Here is a 22,569-nt window from a genome sequence, read left to right as displayed (position 1 = left end):
GGGTGACGCCATGTTCGCGATCGTCCCGCCGTATCTGCTGTCTCGCCTGGCCGCCACCGATGCCCCGCACCTCGCGAACGCCGCAGAGGCCGCCCGCGCGACCCTGGCGATCGCACGGCCCTCCCACCCGGCGCCCGCGCGTAGTCGGGCACGGCTCGACCTGTCGGTCGACGGCGACGCCCTCATCCTGCAGGGTGAGCCGGCGCCCGACCGCGTCATCTCCGACGCGCAGCACCGCGAAACGCTTCCCGGCGTGCGCGTGCGCGGTGACGACGACCCGCCCGTCGCCGACGTCGCCGTGAACGAGGCCTTCGAGGGGCTCGGCGCGAGCTTCGAGCTGTTCTGGGATGCGTTCGCACGCCGTTCGATCGACGGCGCGGGCGGAACCCTCGCGGCGAGCGTGCACTACGGCGACCGCTATGACAACGCGTTCTGGAACGGCGAGCGGATGGTCTTCGGCGACGGCGACGGCGAGGTGTTCCGGGGCTTCACCTCCTCGATCAGCGTCATCGGGCACGAGCTCGGCCACGGCGTGATCGAACACGGCGGCGGTCTCGAGTACCAGGGACAGTCGGGAGCGCTCAACGAGTCCGTCGCCGACGTCTTTGGCGCGCTGACAGAGCAGCATCGCGCTGGCGAGAGCGCCGCGGAGGCGTCGTGGCTGATCGGGGCCGGCATCTTCACCGACGCCGTTCAGGGCGTGGCGCTGCGCTCGATGAAGGCACCCGGCACGGCCTACGACGACGATGTTCTCGGCAAAGACCCTCAGCCCGCCCACATGCGCGACTACGTCCGCACGAGCGAGGACAACGGCGGCGTGCACATCAACTCCGGCATCCCGAACAAGGCTTTCCACCTCGTCGCCACCGCGCTCGGCGGTCACGCGTGGGAACGAGCGGGCCGCATCTGGTACCTCACCGTGACGCAGGGCGCCGTGCCGCCGACGGCGGATTTCTCGGCGTTCGCGGCGGCGACCACGGCGGTCGCGCAGCGGGAGTACGGTGAGAGATCGGAGGAAGCCGACGCCGTCCGCACCGCGTGGAACGCCGTCGGTGTGACCGCCCGTGACGAACCATCCCGATCCGCGCGATCTGCCGGAGACCGCGAATGACGCCGATGCGCACGCCCTGACCGTGAGCATGGTCCGCTCCGGCGGCGTCGCGGGATTCACGCGCCGCTGGCACCTCTCGGCACCTCCCCACGAGAGTGCGCGCTGGAAGCAGCTCGTGGAACGTTGCCCCTGGGATGCCGAGGACAGGGGCGAGCGTCGCCCGAGCTCGGCCGCTGCCCCCACCGCGCAGGGCGCCGACCGATTCACCTGGACCATCGAAGCTCACGTCGACGGTCGTTCCCACCGTGCGATCGTCAGCGAGGCGGACGCCGAGGGCGCCTGGCGCACCTTGATCGACGCGGTCCGCGACGCCGCGCCCTCACCCCTCTGAGCGCTCCGAGCGCGAGAACAGCGAACGCTTCTTCTTCACCGGCGACAGCTGCTTCTGCAGGTAGATCGTGCCGAGCCAGCGGCCGAACTTGAAGCCGACGCGTCCCATGCGTCCGACCTCGACGAAGCCGAGCTTCTCGTGCAGGGCGATGGAGGACTCGGCCCCCTTGTCGCTGATCACCGCGACCATCTGATGGATGCCGGCCGCCTCGCTGACCGCGATCAGCGCCTCCAGGAGCGCACGGCCGAGTCCCTTGCCCGTCGCCGCCTGCCCCAGGTAGATCGAGTTCTCCACGCTGTAGCGGTACGCCGACTTGGCCGACATCGGCTGCACGAGTGCATAGCCGAGGATCTGCCCGCTGGGCGACTGCGCCACGAGGAACGGCATGCCGAGCTTGGCCAGGTGCTCGAGCTTCTCGCGCCACTGGGCGAGCGACCACTTCTTCTCGTCGAAGGTCACCACCGAGTTGGTGACGTAGTAGTTGTAGATCTCGCGGATGTCCGGAATATCGCCGTCCCGCACGGGCCGGATCTCGTAGGAGAAGGGGCGCTCCTGCTCGCTGCGGCGCAGGTGCACGGGCAGCCGCCGCCGACTCTTGTCGTACTCCTCCTCCAGCATGTGGCTCAGCCTAAACGCCAGTCGACCGGCGTCGCACCCTGCTGGACGAGCAGCTCATTGACACGCGAGAAGGGACGCGAGCCGAAGAAGCCCCGACTGGCCGACAGCGGCGAAGGGTGGGCGGACTCCACGGTCGGGGTCCCCGCGAGAAGGGGCCGCAGGTTCGCGGCATCCCGCCCCCACAGCACCGCGGCCAGCGGCCGATCCCGGGCGACGAGGGTGCGGATGGCGTGCTCGGTGACCGTCTCCCATCCCCACCCGCGGTGCGACGCGGGAGCGCCGGGAGCCACCGTCAGCACGCGGTTGAGCAGCATGACGCCCTGGTCGCTCCACGCGGAGAGGTCGCCGTGCGGTGCCCGTGCGATGCCGAGGTCGGCTTCCAGCTCCTGGTAGATGTTGGCGAGGCTTCGCGGCAGGGGCCTCACGTGCGCATCGACGGCGAACGAGAGCCCGATCGGGTGGCCCGGGGTCGGGTAGGGGTCCTGCCCGACGATGAGCACCTTGACCTCGGCGAGCGGCCTCGCGAAGGCGCGGAGCACCTTGTCGCCCGCGGGGAGATACGGCCGCCCTGCCGCGGTCTCGGCGCGCAGTCGTTCGCCGAGCGCCGCGATGTCGGGCGCGACCGGAGCGAGCGCGCGCGCCCAATCGGCGTCGATGAGTCCGGCATCGGCCAGCTCATCGAGGGCCATCGCCATCAGGCGCTCGCCTCCGCGCCGGCGTCCTCCTCGATCACCGAACCGGCGGCCGACCACGGGAAGTCGATCCAGCGGTCGGTCTCGCGCCACGAGAAGTCGGGCTGGGCGACACTGCCGGGCTTCGTGTAGATGCAGACCGATCGCACGTCGGCATCGGCGTCGCGCAGCATCTTGACGGCGAGGGCGAGCGTGCGCCCACTGTCGGCGACGTCATCGACGAGCAGGACGCGCTTGCCGGGCAGGTAACCGAGGTCGAGGTCGGGCGGCAGCAGCGCCGGCGCCTCCAGCACGGTGCCGATGCCGGTGTAGAACTCCACGTTCAAAGCGCCGCAGCTCTTCACCCCCAGGCCGTAGGCGATGGCGCCGGCGGGCAGCAGGCCCCCGCGGGCGATCGCCACCACGACGTCGGGAACGAACCCGTCCGCCACGATCGATCGGGACAACGCCCGGGTCGCCTCACCGAAACCGTTCCACGTCAGTACTTCGCGCTCGCTCGTCACGGCATTCAGCCTAGGCGCCGCCGCGGTGCGCGACACACACGCGTGGATAGAGTGAACGCCGTGACCTCCTCCTCCGCAGGCTCCTCGACGGCGAAGAGCCCCCGCACCCGCTCGGCCCGCCTTCCCCGGGGCCTCGGCATCACCGCCGGCCTCATCGGATGGTTCATCCTGGTCGAGATCGTCAGCGGCATCCTGCAGGGCTATTACGTGCCGCTGTTCAGCGACATCGTCGTCTCCCTCGGCATCCACGACTCCGACGTCAACTGGTTCGAGGCGGCGCAGCTGCTGCTGTCGGCGCTCGTCGTGCCGGTGCTCGCGAAACTCGGCGACATGTACGGGCACAAGCGCATCCTGCTGATCGCCGCGATCCTCACGGCCGGGGCGACCTGGTGGCTGGTGTTCGCGACCTCGTTCTGGAGCTTTCTGATCGCCTGGGCGTTGCAGGGCTTCTACGTCGTCTGGCTGCCGTTGGAGATCGCCCTCATCTTCGAGCGCGGGCGGGTGCAGCAGCGCGGAGTGTCGACGACCCGCCGCGCGGCGGGTCTGCTGGTCGTCGGGCTGGAGGCAGGCGCGATCATCGGTGCTCTCGCCGCCGGACGGATCTTCGCCGCAAGCGGCCAGAACCTCACCGCGACGCTCGTCGTGCCGGCGATCGCCGTCACGCTCGTCGCACTCGTCATCTGGATCGGCGTTCCCGAATCCGCACCCGAGGGCGGACGACGCCTCGACACGAGGGGCTTTGTACTGCTCGCGTGGGCACTGCTGCTCGTGACGGGCGGTCTGGCCTGGATGCGGATGATCGGCGAGCTGGCGCTCGGCACCGCCGCCTGGATCTGGGTCGTCGCCCTGCTGCTGGCCGGGGTCGCGGTGTTCGTATGGTTCGTGCGCTTCGAACTGCGCCAGGACGACCCGGCGGTGGACATCCGGGTGCTGCGTCGACCCGAGATGTGGCCGGTGCAGGCGACGGCCTTCCTCATCGGGATCAGCCTGCTCGGCGCGCAGGGACCGTTGTCGACGTACGCCGGCACCGATCCCTCCCTCGGCTACGGACTCGGGCTGGATGCCACGGAGCGCTCGAACATCATCGGGGTCTACCTCGTGTCACTCATCGTGGGCGCCGTGCTGTTCGCCGTGACCTCGCGGCGGGCGAGCCCACGAGTCGTACTGATCGCGGCATCCCTGCTCGTGGGTATCGGCTATCTGCTCTTCCTGCCGTTCCACCGGGAGCTGTGGCAGGTGCTGCTCAACCTCTCGATCGCCGGGCTCGGCTGCGGCGCGCTGGTCGGTGCGCTTCCCGCCGCCGCGGCCGCCGCCGCCCCGCGCGGGCAGACCGGCATCGCGACGGCACTGACCAACACGACCAAGACGATCGGCGGATCGTTCTCCTCAGCCGTGTTCGGCGTGGTGCTCGCGGCCGGCGCCGGCGCCGTGACCAGCCAGACCGCGGCCTCCCTCGGTGGCTACCTGACGGTGTGGGCGATCTGCGCCGGCGGCGGATTCCTCGCCGCCCTGCTGCTCGTGTTCGTTCCGAAGGTCGCGTTCGCCGACGCCCCCGCGTCCTGACGCCGCCGGCCTCTTTCGCGGGGTCAGGCGCGCGGGCGGAGGCGACCGCGCGCCAGCAGGTGCTGCGCGGACTGGGCGACCGGGCGCATCGTCACCAGGTCGAGGTTGACGTGGCCGGGCGCGTTGAGGGCGTACGCGATGACATCCGCGACATCGTCCGCGGTGAGCGGGTGCTCGACGCCCTCGTAGACCTTCTCGGCCGTGGCGCGGTCGCCGCCCAGTCGGTTTAGGGTGAACTCCTCGGTGTAGACCATGCCCGGCGCGACCTCGGTCACGCGGATCGGCTCGCCGTTCAGCTCCAGGCGCAGGGCGTGCACGAGCATCGCCTCGCCCGCCTTCGCCGCGTTGTAACCGGCTCCTCCGGGATACGCCGTCTGTGCCGCGGTCGAGGTGACATACAGCGTGTCGGCGTGGCCGCCGTCGTCGATCCCTGCCCGCAGCAACGGCAGCAGGGCCGCCGTGACCAGCTGCGCCGACAGCACGTTCGCCTCGAACATCCAGCGCCAGTCCGCCGGGTCGCCGTCTTCGACCCGGTCGGTGCCCCGCGCACCGCCGGCGACGTGCACGAGGGCGTGCACCGCCCCGGTGCGCGCCACGTGCTCGGCCAGCGCCGCCACGTCGGCCTCGTTCGCCAGGTCGGCGGCGAACGAGGCCGACCCGGTTTCGCGATCCAGCGCGACCAGCCGCTCCGCGCGGCGAGCCACGCCCACCACGTCCCAGCCCGACGCCCGCAGGGCACGTACGGTCGCCGCACCGATGCCGGAGCTGGCTCCCGTCACCACGGCGCGACGACGATGGCCCTGAGAACTCTCCTGCGGCGAAGTCATGCCCCCACGCTACGTCACGGCATCGGATGCCGAGACGAGCGCCGTTCGTTACGTCACATTTCCCGACCGTTGTTGACAACGGGCGCGAACTCTACTGTCGGTGGTGGCCGCGGCATCCGACCCCGGCTCCCCACCACTTCCGATTCACCCGATGGAGCCCGACATGTCCGCATCCGAGAACTGGCGCTTCGAGACCACGCAGATCCACGCGGGCGCGCAGCCCGACCCCGTGACCAAGGCGCGAGCCACGCCGATCTACCAGACCACCTCCTACGTGTTCGACAACGCCGACCACGCCGCGAACCTGTTCGCGCTGGCGGAGTTCGGCAACATCTACACCCGCATCCAGAACCCCACGCAGGACGTCGTCGAACAGCGCATCGCGGCCCTCGAGGGGGGCACCGGCGCCCTCCTCGTCGCGTCGGGCCAGGCGGCGGAGACGTTCGCGATCCTCAACATCGCGGAGGCCGGCGACCACTTCGTGTCGTCGAGCTCGATCTACGGCGGCACCTACAACCTCTTCAAGTACACGCTGGGCAAGCTCGGCATCGAGGTCACGTTCGTCGAGAACCAGGATGACCCGGAGGAGTGGCGCCGCGCGGTCCGCCCCAACACGAAGCTGTTCTTCGCCGAGACGATCGGCAACCCGCAGATCAACGTGCTCGACATCCGCACCGTCGCCGACGTCGCCCACGAGGCCGGTGTGCCGCTCATCGTCGACAACACGATCGCGACGCCCTACCTCATCCGCCCGTTCGAGCACGGCGCCGACATCGTCGTGCACTCGGCCACCAAGTTCCTCGGCGGCCACGGCACCGTCATCGGCGGCGCCATCGTCGACGGCGGCACCTTCCCGTGGTCGCAGCACGCCGACCGCTTCCCCGGCCTGACCACGCCCGACCCCTCCTACCACGGCGCGGTCTACACGCAGGCGGTCGGCGACGGCCTGGCCTACGTCATCAAGGCGCGCGTGCAGCTGCTGCGCGACCTCGGCGCCGCCATCTCGCCGCAGAGCGCGTGGCTGCTCATCCAGGGCATCGAGACCCTGTCGCTGCGCATCGAGCGCCACGTGCAGAACGCGCAGGAGATCGCCGAGTGGCTGGAGAACCACGACGACATCGCCTCGGTCAACTACTCCGGCCTGCCGACCTCGCCCTGGTACGCGGCCGCGAACCGCTACGCCCCGAAGGGCGTGGGCGCCGTGCTGTCGTTCGAGCTCAAGGGCGGCGTCCAGGCCGGTCGCGAGTTCGTGAACGCGCTCGAGCTGTTCAGCCACCTCGCCAACATCGGCGATGTCCGCTCGCTCGTCATCCACCCGGCATCCACCACGCACTCGCAGCTGACGCCGGAGCAGCAGCTCACGACCGGTGTGACCCCGGGCCTGGTCCGTCTGTCGGTGGGTCTGAAGAACGTCGAGGATCTGAAGGCCGACCTCGAGCAGGCCCTCGCCGCCGCGCGCAAGGTCTCCGAGACCGCCCGCGCCTGAACCCTTCTCCTGGGCGGAGCACGAGACCCGTCCGACGGGTGCATGAACTCCGCAGGATGCCGCGAACTCCGCAACCGATCACGCATTCGGCTGCGGAGTTCGTGCGTTTCTGCGGAGTTCGTGGTCGTAACAGTCCGTTCGGGACGGACGCGACCCGGGAGAATGGACGCCATGGACTGGCAGACCTCCGAGGACACGGTGCCGAGCGCACCGATCACGGAGGCCGATGCGCGCCTGCTGCGCGGCCGTCCTCCCGCAACAGGCGCCTGGCGCGACGGCGACCCCGCCGGAGACCGCCGCTTCGCTGCCTTCGGCGCGTTCACCACCGAGGGCGGCCGGGAGCTTCCCGGCATCCGCATCGCGTACGAGACGTGGGGAGAGCTGTCCCCCGCCCGCGACAACGCGGTGCTCGTGCTGCACGCGCTCACCGGCGACAGCCACGTGCGGGGCGCGGCCGGTCCCGGACACCCCACCGCGGGATGGTGGGACGACATCGTGGGTCCCGGAGCTCCCATCGACACCGACCGCTGGTTCGTCGTGGCCCCGAACATGCTCGGCGGATGCCAGGGCTCGACCGGTCCGTCCTCGATCGCCCCCGACGGCTACGAGTGGGCGCGACGCTTTCCGTACCTCACGATCCGCGACCAGGTCGCCGCGCAGGTGCTCCTCGCCGACAGCCTGGGAATTCAGGTGTGGGCAGCGGTCATCGGCGGTTCGATGGGCGGCATGCACGCCCTCGAATGGGGCGTGGGACTGCCCGATCGCGTCGCGCGGCTCGCGGTGCTCTCCTCTCCCCCCACCACGACGGCCGACCAGATCGCGCTCAACGGCGTGCAGCTGGAGGCCATCCAGATCGATCCGCGCTTCGCCGACGGCGAGTACTACGACGCTCCCGACGGGGAAGGGCCGCACCGCGGCCTCGCGCTCGCGCGACGCATGGCCCTGCTCAACTACCGCAGCCCCACCGAGCTCAACCAACGCTTCCAGCGCTCGTGGCAGTCGGGCAAGAGCCCGCTCGGTCACGGCGGCCGCTTCGCCGTGGAGAGCTATCTCGACTTCCACGGCAACAAGTTCACGCGCCGCTTCGACGCGAACGCGTACATCACGCTGGTCGAGGCCATGAACTCGCACGACGTCGGGCGCGATCGCGGCGGCGTCGAGGACGCGCTCGCGCGCGTCACCGCGACGACGCTCGTGCTCGGCACCGACAGCGACCGCCTGTTCCCGATCGACGGGCAGCACCGCATCGCCCGCGGCATCCGCTCGACGATCGACGACGGCGCCATCGTGCTGTCGAGCGACTTCGGTCACGACGGCTTCCTCATCGAGACGACCGCCGTCGGCGCGCACCTGCGGCGGTTGCTGCAGGCCTGATCCCGGCGTCAGGCCACCGCGGCGGCGGTTCGTGCGGAGCGCGCCTCGATCCCGAAGCTCACGAGGGCGAGCACGAGGCCGGATGCCGCGAGCAGCGCTCCCACCCAGACCGGTGCGACGAAGCCGAAGCCGGCCGCGATCACGACGCCGCCGAGAAACGCCCCGGTGGCGTTGCCGATGTTCAGCGCGGAGTGGTTCAGCGCCGCGGCGATCGACTGGTTGTCGCCGGCGACGTCCATGAGCCGCGTCTGGATCGACGGGCTCAGCACCGAGGACACGAAGCCGACGAGGAAGATGAACAGGCCGAGCGCGACGAGCAGTCCCGCCGTGAACGCGAGAAGCACCTGCACCACGGTGAGAGCGCCGAGGCCCGCCAGCATCGTGCGTTTCAGGTCGCGATCAGCAAGGTGGCCGCCGACGAGATTCCCGATCGTCATGCCGATGCCCATGACGATGAGGATCACCGGCACCACCGCGGCGGGAGCTCCCGCGACCTCGGTGACGATCGACGCGACGTAGCTGTAGGCCGCGAAGAACCCGCCGAACCCGATCGCACCGACCCCCAGGGTCAGCCACACCTGGCCGATCCGCAGCGCGCGCAGCTCCGCGCGGAGCGTCCGTCCGGGATCGCCCGCATGGGCCGGTACGGTCAGCGCGATCATCACTGCGGCGAGGGCGAAGATGAGGGCGACGACGAGGAATGCGATCCGCCACCCGAAGCGCTGCCCGAGGAAGGTGCCGAACGGCACACCGACGACGTTGGCGACCGTGAGGCCCGTGAGCACGAAGGCGACGCCCTTGGCGCGGTTTCCCGGCCCCATGACGTCGGCGGCGACAAGGGCGCCGATACCGAAGTATGCGCCGTGCGGCAGCCCGGCCAGCACGCGGGATGCCGCGACCAGCTCGAAGGTCGGAGCCAGCAGCGTCAGCGTGTTGCCGAGCGTCAGAGCCGCCGCCAGCGCCAGCATCACGCGATGGCGCGGATACTTCGCGACGATTCCCGCGATCGTGGGGGCGCCGATGACGACGCCGAGCGCGTACAGGGTGATGAGCCACCCCGCCTGCGCGACGGCATCCTCGGGAGAGGAGGCCCACGTCGTCGGCAGCAGGTCGGCGGAGATGTTCGGGAGCAGGCCCATGACGACGAACTCGGTCATGCCGATGCCGAACGAGCCGATGGCGAGGGAGAGGAGCGCCCACATCGCCGCACCCCTCGACGGGGTCGAGGAGATCACCCGGCCATGCTACCGTGCGCCGGCGGCGTCCCGGGCGGCCTACCCGTCGACCTCCAACGCCGCGATCGCCGTCTCCAACCGTTCGATCTTTCCATCGAGCTCGCCGGTGCGGCCCGGGCGGATGTCGGCCTTGAGCACCAGCGAGACGCGTGATCCGAACGGCATGACGGCATCCGTCGCGGCCTTCACGACCGCGAACACCTCGTCCCACTCCCCCTCGATCTCGGTGAACATCGAGGTCGTGCGGTGCGGCAGACCCGAGTCGCGGACGACCTTCACGGCGGCGGCGACCGCGTCGTGCACCGACCCGTCTGCGGCGGTCGGCGTGTGAGGGGCGGTGCCGCTGGGGGCGACGGAGAAGGCGACGAGCATGAGAGCTCCTTCGGATCGGTGACGACGGGATCGGTGACGACGGGGTCAGGGCACGAGCGGGGCGGCGGCGGACTCGCGGGGCGCGCGTGCGGATGCGGCCGATGCGGGCGCACGACGGGCGATGGCCACGAGGCGCACGATCATCCACACGAACATCGCACAGAGCGCGAGGTTGCGAAGGGTCAGCAGACTCACCGGCACGAGCTGCGGGGAGAGCACGCCGTTGTAGGTGAGCGGGTAGACGAGCTGCGTGAGCAGCGCGGCGAACAGCGCTACCGACGCCGGGGCCATCCAGCGGCGACGATCGATGACGAGCCCGAGCACCACCGACGGCACCAGCCAGCACAGGTACTGCGGCGAGCCCACCTTGTTGAAGACGATGAACCCGAGAACGAAGGCGAGCGAGAGCGTCGGGAACAGCGTCGCGTACCGCACGCCGCGCGTCACGGCCCACACGCCGAGGGCGGCGACCACCATCATCGCCACGACCAGCGCGGGAGTCATCGCGGCGATCACGGGATCGATCTGAGTGCCGGTGACCTGGAACGTCAGCAGATGCTGGTCGTAATACACCCAGAACCCCGGGATGCCGAGCAGAGCGCCCCAGAGGTACGGCATGCTGACCGGCGCCTCCACCTGGAGACCGCGCGTCGTCTGATCGCCGATGAAGCCGAAGGCGTGCGCCCCACCGCCGAGAGCGCCGACCGCGAGCAGTGTCGCCGCGCTCACGAGCACCGCACCGCCCACGAGCGCGCCGCGGCGACGCAGCGTGACGACCGCAGCGGCCAGCACCGCGGCGGGCCACACCTTCATCCATGTCGCGACCGACAGCAGCACCGACGCCGCCCACGGACGCCCGATGAGCCAGAGACACCCGAGCACGGCCAGCGCCACGGTGAACCCGTCGAGCCGGTACAGCCCGACCGGACCGAGCACCGCCACGTAGGCGAGCCAGAACCATGCGGCCGTCACGCGTCCCGTCGAGCGGGCGCGCCCGATGAGGACGGCGAACGCGACGGCATCCGCGGCGATCACGACGATCGCCCAGCCGACGGTGTAACCGGCGATCCACGCGAACGCGTGCGCCAGCAGCATGGGCAGCAGCGCGAGCTGGGGATACACCCACGACTGGTCGATGCCGACGATGCCGTGCCCCTGCAGTGCGCTCGTCGACCACGGTTCGTAGACGCGGTAGACGTCTCCCATCGGTTCGTTGGGCAGGACGAAGCCGAGCCAGGCGACACCGACGTGAACGATCGCGAAGGCGGTCCACAGCACGCTCCGCCTCATCATCCCCCCATCCTAGGGAGGCGACCTCAGCGTTCCGAGACGAGCTCGCCCACGACCCTCGACACCGCGCGTGCCACGTCGAGAGCGACCAGCGGACCCCCGCCGTGGCGGGCGGACGCGGCAGCTCCCGCCCGCCCGTGCACCCAGGCCGCGCAGGCGGCGGCATCCGCAAGACGATCCGGAGCTCCGGCCACCAGCGCCCCCAGGATGCCGGCGAGGACATCTCCCGTGCCGGCCGTCGCCAGCCACGCGACACCCGCCGTCACCGAACGCAGCGTCCCCGAGGGCGTTGCGATCAGCGTCGTGGCCCCCTTCAGCAGCAGGACGGCGCCGGTGACGGCGGCCGTCTCGAGGGCAGCCTGCTCCCGGTCGCCTACCGGGGCCAGACCCAGTCGATCGCGCAGTGCGGCATGCTCGCGATCGTGGGGCGTCAGCACCAGCGGCGCACGATCCCCGGTGAGGGCGGATGCCGCGACGACGAGATCCAGCGCGCCGGCATCGACGACGACCGGCACCTGACCGGCGAGGATCGTCCGCACCGCCGCGGTCTCGGCAGCGGTGCGGGTGGCGGGAGACGTGCCCGAGCCGACCACCCACGCCTGCACCCGCCCGTCGGCCGTCACCGTCTCGGGGCGACGCTGGAGCACGAGATCGGTGGCCCGGCGCGGACCGAGGTAGCGCACCATCCCCGTCCCTGTCCGCCACGCGGCCTCGACGCCCAGAACAGCCGCTCCGGGAAACTCCTCCGACCCGGTGCGCATGCCCACCACGCCACGGGAATACTTGTCGTCGTTCGCCGTTGGCACCCTGAGGAAGGTGGCCGTCTCCGGCGCCGTCCACGGCGAGGGTGCGCTCATGCGCGCCACCCTACCCGTCCCCGTCCCCGGTCGTTGAGCGAGGCGCAAAGCGCCGAGTCGAAACGCCCACCCGCATCGAGCCCGCGGAGAGCCATCATGAGCCTGCTGTTCACCCCGTACGAACTGGCCGGACGCACCGTCCGCAACCGCCTCTGGGTCGCGCCGATGTGTCAGTACTCGGCGACCGACGGTGTGCCCAACGACTGGCATCACGTTCACCTCGCCCAGTTCGCGTCCGGCGGCGCCGGTGTCGTCATCGCCGAGGCGACCGCGGTGACCCCCGAGGGACGCATCTCCCCCGAGGACGTGGGCCTCTGGAACGACGAACAGCGCGACGCGTGGAGGCCCATCGCTGCCGCGATCCGCGCCCGCGGAGCTCTTCCCGGCGTGCAGCTGGCCCACGCCGGGCGCAAGGCCTCGACCTTCTCACCGTTCTCCGGGCGCCGCGGCAGCGTCCCCGCCTCCGACGGCGGATGGACCACGCTCGCCCCCTCCGCCATCGCCTACGACGGGTTCGCGGCGCCGGAGGCCTTGGATGCCGCGGGCATCCGCCGCATCGTCGAGGCGTTCGCCGCCGCCGCGGAGCGCTCCGTCGCCGCGGGCTTCGACGTGCTGGAGATCCACGCGGCCCACGGGTACCTGCTGCACCAGTTCCTCTCCCCGCTCTCGAACCTCCGGGAGGACGAGTACGGCGGCAGCCTGGAGAACCGCGCCCGGCTGCTGCTGGAGGTCGTCGACGCCGTCCGCAGCGCCGCCCCAGATGCCGCGGTTCTCGTGCGCTTCTCGGCATCCGACTGGGCCGACGGCGGCTGGGATGCCGCGCAGACGGCGACCGTCGCCGGATGGGCAGCCGCGCGCGGCGTCGATTTCTTCGACATCTCCAGCGGCGGTCTCGTCGCCCACCAGCGCATCACGATCGGCCCCGGCTACCAGGTACCGCTCGCCGCCGAGGTGCGCAGCGACGGCGCCGTGCCCGTGAGCGCCGTGGGCGAGATCACCTCCGGTGCACAGGCAGAGGCGATCCTGGCCTCCGGCGACGCCGATGTGATCCTCGCGGGCCGAGAGTGGCTGCGCGACCCGCACTTCGCCCTTCGCGCCCAGGTGGAGCTCGGCGAGGCCGATGCCGGCCTCTGGCCGCCGCAGTACCTGCGCGCCCGCCCCGCGACCCACTGAGGACGCAAGGGCGTTTCGACTCGCTCCGCTCGCTCAACGACCGGGGGCCGAGTCGAAACGCCGCTCCGACTCAGTAGCCCCGGCGCGTCGCGTCGTGAACTTCGCCGACGAGCTCCTCGATGATGTCCTCGAGGAAGAGCACCGCCGTCGTCTCGCCCTGGGCGTTGCGCACCTGCGCGAGGTGACGGCTGGTGCGGCGCATGAGGGCCAGTGCATCCTCCAGGTCGGTCGTCTCGGCGACCGGCACCATGTGGTGGATGCGCTTCGGCTTGATCGGCACGGCGACCTTCTCATCGGCGCCGGCGCCCTCAGCCGCGCGGAGTACGTCCTTGAGGTGGACGTAGCCGAGAGGGATGCCCTCGGCATCCACGATCACGTAGCGCGAGAAACCGTGCTTGGCGACGGCGCGCTCGATCTCGTCGGGCGTCGTCGTCTCGGGAAGCGTCACGAGCTCCGACAGGGGCACGGCGACGTCCCGCGCCTTCTTGTCGGTGAACTCCAGCGCGGCCGTCACGGCACCGGAAGCGTCGTCGAGCACACCCTCGATCCGTGACTGGTTCACGATCGTGGCCACCTCGTCGAGGGTGAACGTCGACGCCGCCTCGTTCCTCGGCTCGACCCGGAACAGGCGCACGATGTGGTTAGCCAGCCAGTTCAGCGCCACGATGATCGGGTAGAAGATCTTCGAGGTCCACACCAGCGGTGTCGCCAGCATCAGCACGGCCCGATCCGGGAGCGAGAACGCGAGGTTCTTCGGCACCATCTCGCCGAACACGACGTGCAGATACGACACGAGGACCAGGGCGATGGCGAACGCGACGCCGCCGATGACCGCCTCGTTCCAGCCCGTCAGCCCCAGCGGCACTTCGAGGAGGTGATGGATCGCCGGCTCCGACACGTTCAGGATCAGCAGCGAGCAGATGGTGATGCCGAGTTGACTCGTCGCGAGCATCAGCGTGGCGTGCTCCATCGCGTACAGCGCGGTCACCGCGGTCTTGGAGCCCTTCTCGGCCAGGGGCTCGATCTGCGATCGACGTGCGGAGATGACGGCGAACTCGGCGCCGACGAAGAACGCGTTGAACGCGAGCAGCACGACCAGCCACGCGATTCCGGCCCAGTCGCTCATCGACCCTCACCTGCCTCGTTCGCCGCGTCGGACGCCTCGGCACCCTCCGGCAACGGGTGGGGTGTGAACTTGACGCGGTCGACGCGTCGGCCGTCCATGCGCTGCACCTCCAGCGTGCCGTCCTCCAGCTCGATGCGGTCGCCGACGACGGGGATGCGCTCGAGCGTCGACATGAAGAAACCGCCGACGGTGTCGTACACGTCAGCCTCGGGCACGCGGATGCCGGTGCGATCGAGCACTTCGTCGGGACGCAGCTCCGCCGGGAACGTCACCGCCCCAGCCACGCGCACGACGCCCGCGCGGGAGCGATCGTGCTCGTCGAGCACCTCGCCGACGATCTCCTCGACGAGGTCCTCCAGCGTCACCACGCCGGCGGTGCCGCCGTACTCGTCGACGACGACGGCCATCTGATAGCCGCGCGAGCGCAGCTCCGACATGACGGCGTCGAGGTGGACGGCTTCGGGCACTCGCAGCGGCTCTTCCGCGATGGCGGCCGCAGGAACGTCGCCGCGACGCTCGCGCGGCACGCTGACGGCCTGTTTGAGGTGGACGATGCCGGTGATGTCGTCCATCGACTCGTCGAACACCGGGAAGCGACTGTGGCCCGTGCGGCGGGCCAGCTGGATGACGTCCTCGACACTGTCGCCGGCGGCGACCGCATGGATGCTGGGACGCGGCGTCATGACATCCGCGGTCGTCAGCCGCGCGAAGGTGAGCGTGCGATCCAGCAGCGAGGCGGTGTCCTCCTCCAGCACACCGGCACTGGCCGAGCGTCGCACCAGGCTGGAGAGCTCTTCTGCCGTGCGGGCTCCGGAAAGCTCCTCCTTGGGTTCGATCCCCATCCCCCGCAGGATGCCGTTGGCCGAACCGTTCAGGACGGTGATCGCAGGACGGAACACCGTGGTGAACGCGACCTGGAACGGCATGACGAGTTTCGCGGTCTGACGCGGGATGGCCAGCGCGAAGTTCTTCGGTACGAGCTCACCCAGGATCATGGAGAACGTCGTGGCGACGGCGATCGCGACGGTCGTGGCGACGACGCGAACCACCGCGTCGGGAACGCCCCACGCCGTCAGCACGGGGCTGAGCAGGGTGGTGAGGGCCGGTTCCATCGTGTAGCCGGTGAGCAGGGTGGTCAGCGTGATGCCGAGCTGCGCGCTGGACAGGTGCGTCGAGGTGATCCGCAACGCGCTGATGGTCAGCGACAACCGCGATTCCCCGGCCGCCTGGCGGGCCTCGAGGTCGGCGCGGTCGAGGTTGACGAGCGCGAACTCGCTCGCGACGAAAAGTCCGGTTCCGATGGTGAGCAGGAGCCCCACGCCCAGCATGACGAGTTCCATCACACGTCACCCCCGATCATGCTCGGGGAGGGTCGGTGGGGCGATCGTCTGCAACTGGGAGGGTCGTCCATGGTGCGAAGAAGTTTACGGCACCCGGCCCGTGTCGGGGCTGGATGCCGCCACTCGGCATCCACCGGGCAGCCGCTGCCGAAATCGGCATCGGCGCCCGAAATCGACGCCACGCGAGCCGATTTCGACCGCGCGAGAGGGAGCACACAGCCTCCTCCCCCGGCAGGGCTGCGGGCGCGGGTGTCCACGGGGTCCGGTCGGCATGGATGCCGGGGCGTCGGCGCCTGCGAGGGTCGACACATGACGGCTTCTGTGGGCATCGCGGTTCTGCGCCGACGTGAACTGCACGAACCGCTGGACGATCGGCGCGCACGGCGGATGCTGGCGGACGGCACCTGGGTGCGCGTCGCGCCGGGGGCTTTCGTCATGGGCGCCGACTGGCGGCAGCTGGCCCCCGTGGCGCAGCACTGCCTTCGGGTCCAGGAGGTGATGGCGCGGGTACGCGCTCCCGCGCTCGTCTCGCATTTCGCAGCGGCGGCCGTGTGGGGCATCGATGTGCTCGGCGCCTGGCCGACGCGGGTCGAGGTGACCGTCGACCGCGCCACGGGCGGTCGCTCTGGAGGAGCGATCACTCGGCGAGCGCTCGGGCGCGATGGACGGATGTCGGTGCCGTTCGGGCGCCACCGGATCACCACTCCCGCCCAGACCGCGCTGGATATCGCCCGTCTGCTGCCGTTCCTGCGCGCAGTGACGGCGATCGATCAGGCGTTGTGGACCGGACGCGCCGGAGGAGCGCTCACGACGGCGGCCGAGATCGAAGCGCTCCTCGACGACGAGAGGCCCGTGCGGGGCGATGCTCGTGCGCGCCGTGCGCTCGCATCGTCGGCGCCGCTGTCGGCAAACGTCCGTGAGACCCACGTGCGGCTGCTGGTGGCGGCGCTCGGGTTTCCGCCGACGCGGTTGCAGGAGCGGCGGGTGCTGCGCAGCGGCCGGCTGGTGTACGGCGATCTGTACTTCCCGGATGCCGATCACTGGCTCGAGATCGACGGGCGCGGGAAGTATCTCAGTCCCGAATACACGGCGGGGCGGACGCCTGCGGCCATCGTCATCGACGAGAAGAACCGTGAGAACGAGATCCGCCGCGAGGTGCGCGGGTTCTCGCGCCTCGAAGCCACCGACGCCGACCGCCCGCAACGCGTCTACGACATCCTCACCGCCGATGGCCTGCGCAGCATCAAACCGCGGCCCCACTCCCGCGATCCGGTGTTGCGCTGACCGCGCTCGCGCTGCCGATATCGGCATCCGCTCCTCAAATCAACGCAGCGCGAGCCGATTTCGGCCGCGCGAGCGGGAGTGGATGCCGCGGGCTGTCACCAGCTGACAGGCAGGGCCTTGCCCTCTTCGTAGCCGGCTGCGGATTGCAGTCCCACCGTGGCACGCTCATGGAATTCGGGGACGGTCGACGCCCCCGCGTAGGTGAACGACGAGCGCACGCCCGAGGTGATCATGTCGACGAGGTCCTCGACCGACGGCCGCAGCGGATCGAGGTAGATCTTCGACGACGAGATCCCCTCGGCGAACAGCTCCTTGCGCGCACGCTCGTAGGCGTCCAGCCGACCGAACCGCCCCTGGACCGCCTTCGTGGACGCCATGCCCCACGACTCCTTGTAGACGCGGCCCCCCTCATCGACCTGCAGCTGCCCGGGCGCTTCGATGGTGCCGGCGAACCACGAGCCGATCATGACCGATGCCGCCCCCGCCGCCAGGGCGAGCGCGACATCGCGCGGATAGCGGACGCCGCCGTCGGCCCAGACGTGAGCCCCGAGCTCGGCCGCCGCCTGCGCGGTCTCCAGCACCGCGGAGAACTGGGGGCGGCCGACGGCCGTCATCATGCGGGTGGTGCACATCGCGCCGGGCCCCACCCCGACCTTCAGGATCGACGCGCCGGCTCCGACGAGGTCGTGCACGCCTTCCGCCGTCACGATGTTGCCGGCCGCGATGGGGATGCCGAGGCCGAGCCCCGACACGGTCTGCAGGGCGCGCAGCATGCCCTCCTGGTGGCCGTGCGCGGTGTCGACGACGAGCACGTCAACCCCGGCGGCGGCGAGCGCCTTCGCCTTCGCGGCGACGTCGCCGTTGATGCCGACCGCAGCCGCGGCGATCAGCCGACCGTGCGCGTCGACCGCGGGCCGGTAGAGCGTCGAGCGCAGCGCGGTGCGCTGCGAGAGGGTGCCGACGAGGTAGCCGTGATGCAGGACGCACACGGTCTCGGCATCCGCGGCGACGAGCAGATCGAAGGCGTGGCGGGCGTCGGTGACGTCGTCGGCGTCGATCGAGACACCGCGACCGCGGGTGAGGTCACCCAGGCGGGCGTCGGGCAGGGCCGTGCCCAGCCGCGTCGCCGGGACGACGCCCAGGATGTCGTCGACGTGCACCTGCGTGAGGTCTCCGGAGACGACGACGATGCCGTGGCCCTCGGTCGCGGGCAGCAGCGCCGCCGCCTGGGAGACGGTCGCATCGGCGCCGAGCACGAGCGGGGTGTCCCACCGCACGGGCTGGTCCTTGACCCAGCGGATCGCCGTGTCGATCTCCTGCAGCGGCATGTCCTGCGGCAGCACACCGAGCCCTCCGCGTCGGGCGAGGGCGGCGGCCAGACGCGGTCCGGTGACGGAGTTCATGTTGGAGGCGACGAGCGGGATCGTCGCCGAGGTCCCGTCGCGGGGCGACAGATCGACGTCCAGGCGGCTGGTCACACCGGATCGTCGCGGCACGAGGAAGACGTCCGAGTACGTGAGGTCGACGGTGGGCTGTGCGCCGGAGAACTGCATGACTCCCACGGTACCGACAGAAAACCTGGGATACCCTTGATGAACGTGTGCGTGTGGGCCGCGCCATACACGGCAGCGGGCCTCGCACGATCTGAAGTTCATCGATGAAAGCAGGCGCAACCGTGTCCAGTCAGGTGACCGGCGTGGGAACTTCGAGCGACGGCGAATTCGGGGCCAACGAATGGCTCGTCGCCGAGATGTACGACCAGTTCGCGAAGGATCGCGACTCGGTCGACCGGGCGTGGTGGCCTGTGCTTGAGGCGTACGAGAAGACTCAGAAGGATGCTGCGCCCGCTCCCACCGCTCCCGCCGCGCCCGCTCCCGCCGCGTCGCCGGCGGCGGCCGCCGAGCCGCGCCCGATGACGGCACCGATCCCGGTCGTCGGCGCCCAGCCGGTCGCCCGCACGACGGCCCGCCCCGCCTCCCCGCAGCCTGTGCCGGCGCAGGCGCCGAGCACCGAGCCGACGCCGGCTCCCGCCGCCCGCGAGGACGTCGTGACACCGCTGCGCGGCATGCCGAAGACTCTTGCCGCGAACATGGACGAGTCGCTGACCGTGCCCACCGCGACGAGCGTGCGCACCGTGCCGGCGAAGCTCATGATCGACAACCGCATCGTGATCAACAACCACATGTCGCGCACCCGCGGCGGCAAGGTGAGCTTCACGCACCTCATCGGCTGGGCCCTGATCCAAGCCCTCAAGGCCTTCCCCAGCCAGAACGTGTCCTACGCCGAGATCGACGGCAAGCCCTCCGTCGTCGCGCCGGCGCACATCAACCTCGGCATCGCGATCGATCTACCCAAGCCCGACGGCTCGCGCGCGCTGATGGTCCCCTCGATCAAGCAGGCCGAATCGCTCACCTTCGGCGAGTACCTCGCTGCCTACGAGGACCTCGTCAAGCGCGCCCGCGGCAACAAGCTGACGGCGGCCGACTTCCAGGGCACCACGATCTCGCTGACCAATCCCGGCGGCATCGGGACGGTCCACTCCGTGCCGCGCCTCATGAAGGGACAGGGCTGCATCGTCGGCGCGGGCGCCCTCGAGTACCCGGCCGAGTTCCAGGGCTCGAGCGAGAAGACCCTCGTCGAGCTCGGCATCGGCAAGACGATCACGCTGACCAGCACGTACGACCACCGCGTCATCCAGGGCGCGGGCTCGGGCGAGTTCCTGAAGATCGTGCACGAGCTGCTCACCGGTCAGCGCGGCTTCTACGAGGGCATCTTCGCGGCCCTGCGCATTCCGTACGCCCCGATCCACTGGGCCGGCGACATCAACGTCGACATCGCCGAGCGCGTCGACAAGACCGCCCGCGTGCAGGAGCTCATCAACTCCTACCGCGTCCGCGGCCACCTCATGGCCGACACGGATCCCCTCGAGTACGTTCAGCGCACGCACCCCGACCTCGAGATCGAGAACCACGGCCTCACCTTCTGGGACCTCGACCGCGAGTTCGTCACGGGAGGTTTCGGCGGCAGAAGGCTCATGAAGCTCCGCGACATCCTCGGCGTGCTCCGCGACTCCTACTGCCGCACGACCGGCGTCGAGTACATGCACATCCAGGACCCGGCCCAGCGCAAGTGGTTCCAGGACAACGTCGAGGTCAAGTACCAGAAGCCGAGCCATGACGAGCAGCTGCGCATCCTCGACAAGCTCAACCAGGCCGAGGCCTTCGAGACGTTCCTGCAGACGAAGTACGTCGGCCAGAAGCGCTTCAGCCTCGAGGGCGGCGAGTCGCTCATCCCACTGCTGGATCAGATCCTGCAGGGGGCAGCGGGCGCGGGTCTCGACGGCGCCGCCATCGGCATGGCGCACCGTGGGCGCCTGAACGTCCTGACCAACATCGCCGGAAAGACCTACAGCCAGATCTTCCGCGAGTTCGAGGGCTCCGTCGCGATCGGCTCGAAGAGCGGCTCCGGTGACGTCAAGTACCACCTCGGTACGCAGGGCACGTTCGTGTCGGATGCCGGTGAGGAGCTGCCGGTGTACCTGGCCGCCAACCCGTCGCACCTCGAGACGGTCGACGGCGTGCTGGAGGGCATCGTCCGCGCCAAGCAGGACCGCATGCCGATCGGCTCGTTCTCCTGGCTGCCGATCCTCGTCCACGGCGACGCGGCCTTCGCCGGGCAGGGCGTCGTCGTCGAGACGCTGCAGATGTCGCAGCTGCGCGGATACCGCACGGGCGGCACCGTGCATGTGGTCGTCAACAACCAGGTCGGCTTCACGACGCTGCCCCAGGACGGCCGCACCTCGGTCTATGCGACCGATGTCGCCAAGACCATCCAGGCGCCGATCTTCCACGTGAACGGCGACGACCCCGAAGCCGTGGTCCGCGTCGCCGAGCTCGCCGTCGCGTACCGCCAGGAGTTCAACCGCGATGTCGTCATCGACCTCGTCTGCTACCGCCGCCGCGGACACAACGAGGGCGACGACCCGTCGATGACGCAGCCGCTGATGACAAACCTCATCGAGGCGAAGCGCTCCGTGCGCCGGCTCTACACCGAGTCGCTCGTCGGTCGCGGCGACATCACCGAGGAAGAGTACGAGAAGGCCAAGCAGGACTTCCAGAACCGCCTCGAGATCGCGTTCGCCGAGACCCACGCCGCCGAGACCGGCGCGACCGGCATCGTCTCCCCCGCCGTCACGGGCGGCGTGGAGCAGGCCGTCGGTGAGCCCGAGACGACCGGCGTCTCGACCGAGGTCGTGCACCAGATCGGCGACGCGTTCGTCAACAAGCCCGACGGCTTCACGGTGCACAACAAGCTGCAGCAGCTGCTCGAGAAGCGCCTCGACATGAGCCGCAACGGTCAGATCGACTGGGGCTTCGGCGAACTGCTGGCCTTCGGGTCGGTGCTGATGGAAGGCACGAACGTGCGCCTGGCAGGCCAGGACGCCCGCCGCGGAACGTTCGTCCAGCGCCACGCCGTGCTCCACGACCGGGCGAACGGACAAGAGTGGCTGCCGCTGGCGAACCTGTCCGAGAGCCAGGGCCGGTTCTACGTCTACGACTCCCTTCTCAGCGAGTATGCGGCGATGGCGTTCGAGTACGGGTACTCCGTCGAGCGTCCCGACACCCTCACCCTGTGGGAGGCGCAGTTCGGCGATTTCGCGAACGGCGCCCAGTCGGTCATCGACGAGTACATCTCCGCGGCCGACCAGAAATGGGGCCAGCAGTCGAGCGTCGTGCTGCTGCTCCCCCACGGCTACGAGGGTCAGGGTCCCGACCACTCCTCCGCCCGCATCGAGCGCTACCTGCAGATGTGCGCGCAGGAGAACATGACCGTTGCGCGACCCTCGACCCCGGCGTCGTACTTCCACCTGCTGCGCCGCCAGGCGTACGCCCGTCCCCGTCGTCCCCTGATCGTGTTCACCCCCAAGGCGATGCTGCGCCTTCGCGGAGCGACGAGTCCCGTCGAGGCCTTCACCACCGGACGGTTCGAGCCCGTGCTGGACGACGATCGCAACCTCGACCCGTCGGCGGTCGCCAAGGTGCTGCTGCACTCGGGCAAGATCCACTGGGACCTCAAGGCCGAGCTCGACAAGAAGCCGAACCCGCAGGTCGCTCTCGTCCGTCTCGAGCAGCTGTACCCGGCTCCGATCGATCAGCTGAACGCCGTGATCGACCGCTACCCGAACGCCCAGCTGGTCTGGGTGCAGGACGAGCCCGAGAACCAGGGCGCCTGGCCGTTCATCGCGCTCGAGGTCGTCAAGCACCTGCACGGACGCACGATCCGCCGCGTGTCCCGCGCCGCCGCCGCCTCCACCGCGACCGGCTCACCGAAGGTGCACGCGCGCGAGCAGGCCGCGATCCTCGAGAAGGCTCTCACCGTCTGACCTG

General features: G+C 70.2%; 19 protein-coding genes. 8 read left to right on the top strand and 11 right to left on the bottom strand.

Going from position 1 to position 22,569, the window contains the following annotated elements; all coding sequences use genetic code 11:
- Nucleotides 1–10 precede the first annotated feature (10 nt).
- Complete coding sequence (locus tag JOE53_RS02860) at nucleotides 11–1,111, top strand: M4 family metallopeptidase (RefSeq protein WP_204946737.1); 1,101 nt, start codon at nucleotides 11–13, stop codon at nucleotides 1,109–1,111.
- A gap of 28 nt (nucleotides 1,112–1,139) precedes the next feature.
- Entirely contained in the window at nucleotides 1,140–1,442 is a 303-nt protein-coding gene (locus JOE53_RS02855) for a protealysin inhibitor emfourin (protein WP_233449689.1), read from the top strand.
- Here JOE53_RS02855 and JOE53_RS02850 read toward each other — a convergent pair.
- The 3 genes from JOE53_RS02850 to JOE53_RS02840 are packed head-to-tail and all read right to left on the bottom strand — an operon-like array spanning nucleotide 1,431 to nucleotide 3,255.
- Nucleotides 1,431–2,060 (bottom strand): GNAT family N-acetyltransferase, encoded by a 630-nt coding sequence (locus JOE53_RS02850; protein WP_204946735.1) that lies wholly within the window; start codon nucleotides 2,058–2,060, stop codon nucleotides 1,431–1,433. The genes JOE53_RS02855 and JOE53_RS02850 overlap by 12 nt on opposite strands.
- A gap of 5 nt (nucleotides 2,061–2,065) precedes the next feature.
- A complete protein-coding gene (locus JOE53_RS02845) occupies nucleotides 2,066–2,755 on the bottom strand; it encodes a uracil-DNA glycosylase (protein ID WP_204946734.1) in 690 nt (229 codons plus the stop codon).
- On the bottom strand, nucleotides 2,755–3,255 hold the full coding sequence (locus JOE53_RS02840; protein WP_036285811.1) for a phosphoribosyltransferase: 501 nt from the start codon (nucleotides 3,253–3,255) through the stop codon (nucleotides 2,755–2,757). The genes JOE53_RS02845 and JOE53_RS02840 overlap by 1 nt, the downstream gene beginning before the upstream one ends.
- A gap of 60 nt (nucleotides 3,256–3,315) precedes the next feature.
- Here JOE53_RS02840 and JOE53_RS02835 point away from each other — a divergent pair, with 60 nt between their 5' ends.
- Entirely contained in the window at nucleotides 3,316–4,818 is a 1,503-nt protein-coding gene (locus JOE53_RS02835; protein ID WP_204946733.1) for an MFS transporter, read from the top strand.
- A 23-nt stretch (nucleotides 4,819–4,841) separates the two neighbouring features.
- Here the strand turns inward: JOE53_RS02835 and JOE53_RS02830 are convergent, their stop codons facing one another.
- Nucleotides 4,842–5,645 carry an SDR family oxidoreductase gene (locus JOE53_RS02830; RefSeq protein WP_204946732.1) on the bottom strand — a complete coding sequence of 268 codons (804 nt, stop codon included), beginning with the start codon at nucleotides 5,643–5,645 and terminating at the stop codon, nucleotides 4,842–4,844.
- A gap of 163 nt (nucleotides 5,646–5,808) precedes the next feature.
- Here JOE53_RS02830 and JOE53_RS02825 point away from each other — a divergent pair, with 163 nt between their 5' ends.
- Both JOE53_RS02825 and metX read left to right on the top strand, forming a co-directional pair.
- Nucleotides 5,809–7,131: a bifunctional o-acetylhomoserine/o-acetylserine sulfhydrylase gene (locus JOE53_RS02825; RefSeq protein WP_204946731.1), complete on the top strand. Its 1,323-nt coding sequence runs from the start codon at nucleotides 5,809–5,811 to the stop codon at nucleotides 7,129–7,131.
- Nucleotides 7,132–7,302: 171 nt separating this feature from the next.
- Nucleotides 7,303–8,505, top strand: coding sequence for a homoserine O-acetyltransferase MetX (gene metX / locus JOE53_RS02820; protein WP_204946730.1), 1,203 nt, complete (start codon nucleotides 7,303–7,305; stop codon nucleotides 8,503–8,505).
- A gap of 8 nt (nucleotides 8,506–8,513) precedes the next feature.
- Here the strand turns inward: metX and JOE53_RS02815 are convergent, their stop codons facing one another.
- The 4 genes from JOE53_RS02815 to JOE53_RS02800 form a co-directional block, all read right to left on the bottom strand.
- Nucleotides 8,514–9,707 carry an MFS transporter gene (locus JOE53_RS02815; RefSeq protein WP_204948161.1) on the bottom strand — a complete coding sequence of 398 codons (1,194 nt, stop codon included), beginning with the start codon at nucleotides 9,705–9,707 and terminating at the stop codon, nucleotides 8,514–8,516.
- 72 nt (nucleotides 9,708–9,779) lie between these two features.
- Nucleotides 9,780–10,112: a thiamine-binding protein gene (locus JOE53_RS02810; protein WP_061683354.1), complete on the bottom strand. Its 333-nt coding sequence runs from the start codon at nucleotides 10,110–10,112 to the stop codon at nucleotides 9,780–9,782.
- 45 nt (nucleotides 10,113–10,157) lie between these two features.
- The gene (locus tag JOE53_RS02805) at nucleotides 10,158–11,405 is read right to left on the bottom strand and encodes a glycosyltransferase 87 family protein (protein WP_233449467.1); all 1,248 of its coding nucleotides are present in this window, start codon (nucleotides 11,403–11,405) and stop codon (nucleotides 10,158–10,160) included.
- 23 nt (nucleotides 11,406–11,428) lie between these two features.
- Nucleotides 11,429–12,259, bottom strand: coding sequence for an ADP-dependent NAD(P)H-hydrate dehydratase (locus JOE53_RS02800; RefSeq protein ID WP_204946729.1), 831 nt, complete (start codon nucleotides 12,257–12,259; stop codon nucleotides 11,429–11,431).
- A gap of 96 nt (nucleotides 12,260–12,355) precedes the next feature.
- On the opposite strand from JOE53_RS02800, the gene JOE53_RS02795 reads away from it, so the two are divergent.
- Nucleotides 12,356–13,432 carry an NADH:flavin oxidoreductase/NADH oxidase gene (locus JOE53_RS02795; RefSeq protein ID WP_204946728.1) on the top strand — a complete coding sequence of 359 codons (1,077 nt, stop codon included), beginning with the start codon at nucleotides 12,356–12,358 and terminating at the stop codon, nucleotides 13,430–13,432.
- A gap of 70 nt (nucleotides 13,433–13,502) precedes the next feature.
- On the opposite strand, the gene JOE53_RS02790 is transcribed toward JOE53_RS02795, so the two are convergent.
- Nucleotides 13,503–14,558, bottom strand: a complete 1,056-nt coding sequence (locus JOE53_RS02790; protein WP_005048345.1) for a hemolysin family protein — start codon at nucleotides 14,556–14,558, stop codon at nucleotides 13,503–13,505.
- Nucleotides 14,555–15,898, bottom strand: a complete 1,344-nt coding sequence (locus tag JOE53_RS02785; RefSeq protein ID WP_204946727.1) for a hemolysin family protein — start codon at nucleotides 15,896–15,898, stop codon at nucleotides 14,555–14,557. The genes JOE53_RS02790 and JOE53_RS02785 overlap by 4 nt, the downstream gene beginning before the upstream one ends.
- Before the next feature lie 309 nt (nucleotides 15,899–16,207).
- Here JOE53_RS02785 and JOE53_RS14645 point away from each other — a divergent pair, with 309 nt between their 5' ends.
- Complete coding sequence (locus tag JOE53_RS14645) at nucleotides 16,208–17,182, top strand: hypothetical protein (protein WP_233449466.1); 975 nt, start codon at nucleotides 16,208–16,210, stop codon at nucleotides 17,180–17,182.
- A 95-nt stretch (nucleotides 17,183–17,277) separates the two neighbouring features.
- Here JOE53_RS14645 and guaB1 read toward each other — a convergent pair whose 3' ends face one another.
- The gene (gene guaB1 / locus JOE53_RS02775) at nucleotides 17,278–18,735 is read right to left on the bottom strand and encodes a GMP reductase (protein WP_204946726.1); all 1,458 of its coding nucleotides are present in this window, start codon (nucleotides 18,733–18,735) and stop codon (nucleotides 17,278–17,280) included.
- Between the two features lie 122 nt (nucleotides 18,736–18,857).
- Between guaB1 and JOE53_RS02770 the strand changes: the two genes are divergently transcribed.
- Nucleotides 18,858–22,565 carry a multifunctional oxoglutarate decarboxylase/oxoglutarate dehydrogenase thiamine pyrophosphate-binding subunit/dihydrolipoyllysine-residue succinyltransferase subunit gene (locus JOE53_RS02770; protein WP_204948158.1) on the top strand — a complete coding sequence of 1,236 codons (3,708 nt, stop codon included), beginning with the start codon at nucleotides 18,858–18,860 and terminating at the stop codon, nucleotides 22,563–22,565.
- The last annotated feature ends 4 nt before the right edge of the window (nucleotides 22,566–22,569 follow it).

Origin of the sequence: Microbacterium laevaniformans, assembly GCF_016907555.1 — a bacterium.
Taxonomy (GTDB): Bacteria; Actinomycetota; Actinomycetes; order Actinomycetales; family Microbacteriaceae; genus Microbacterium; species Microbacterium laevaniformans.
Note: the sequence above shows the minus strand (reverse complement) of the source record. Positions and strands in the feature narration are given on the sequence as shown.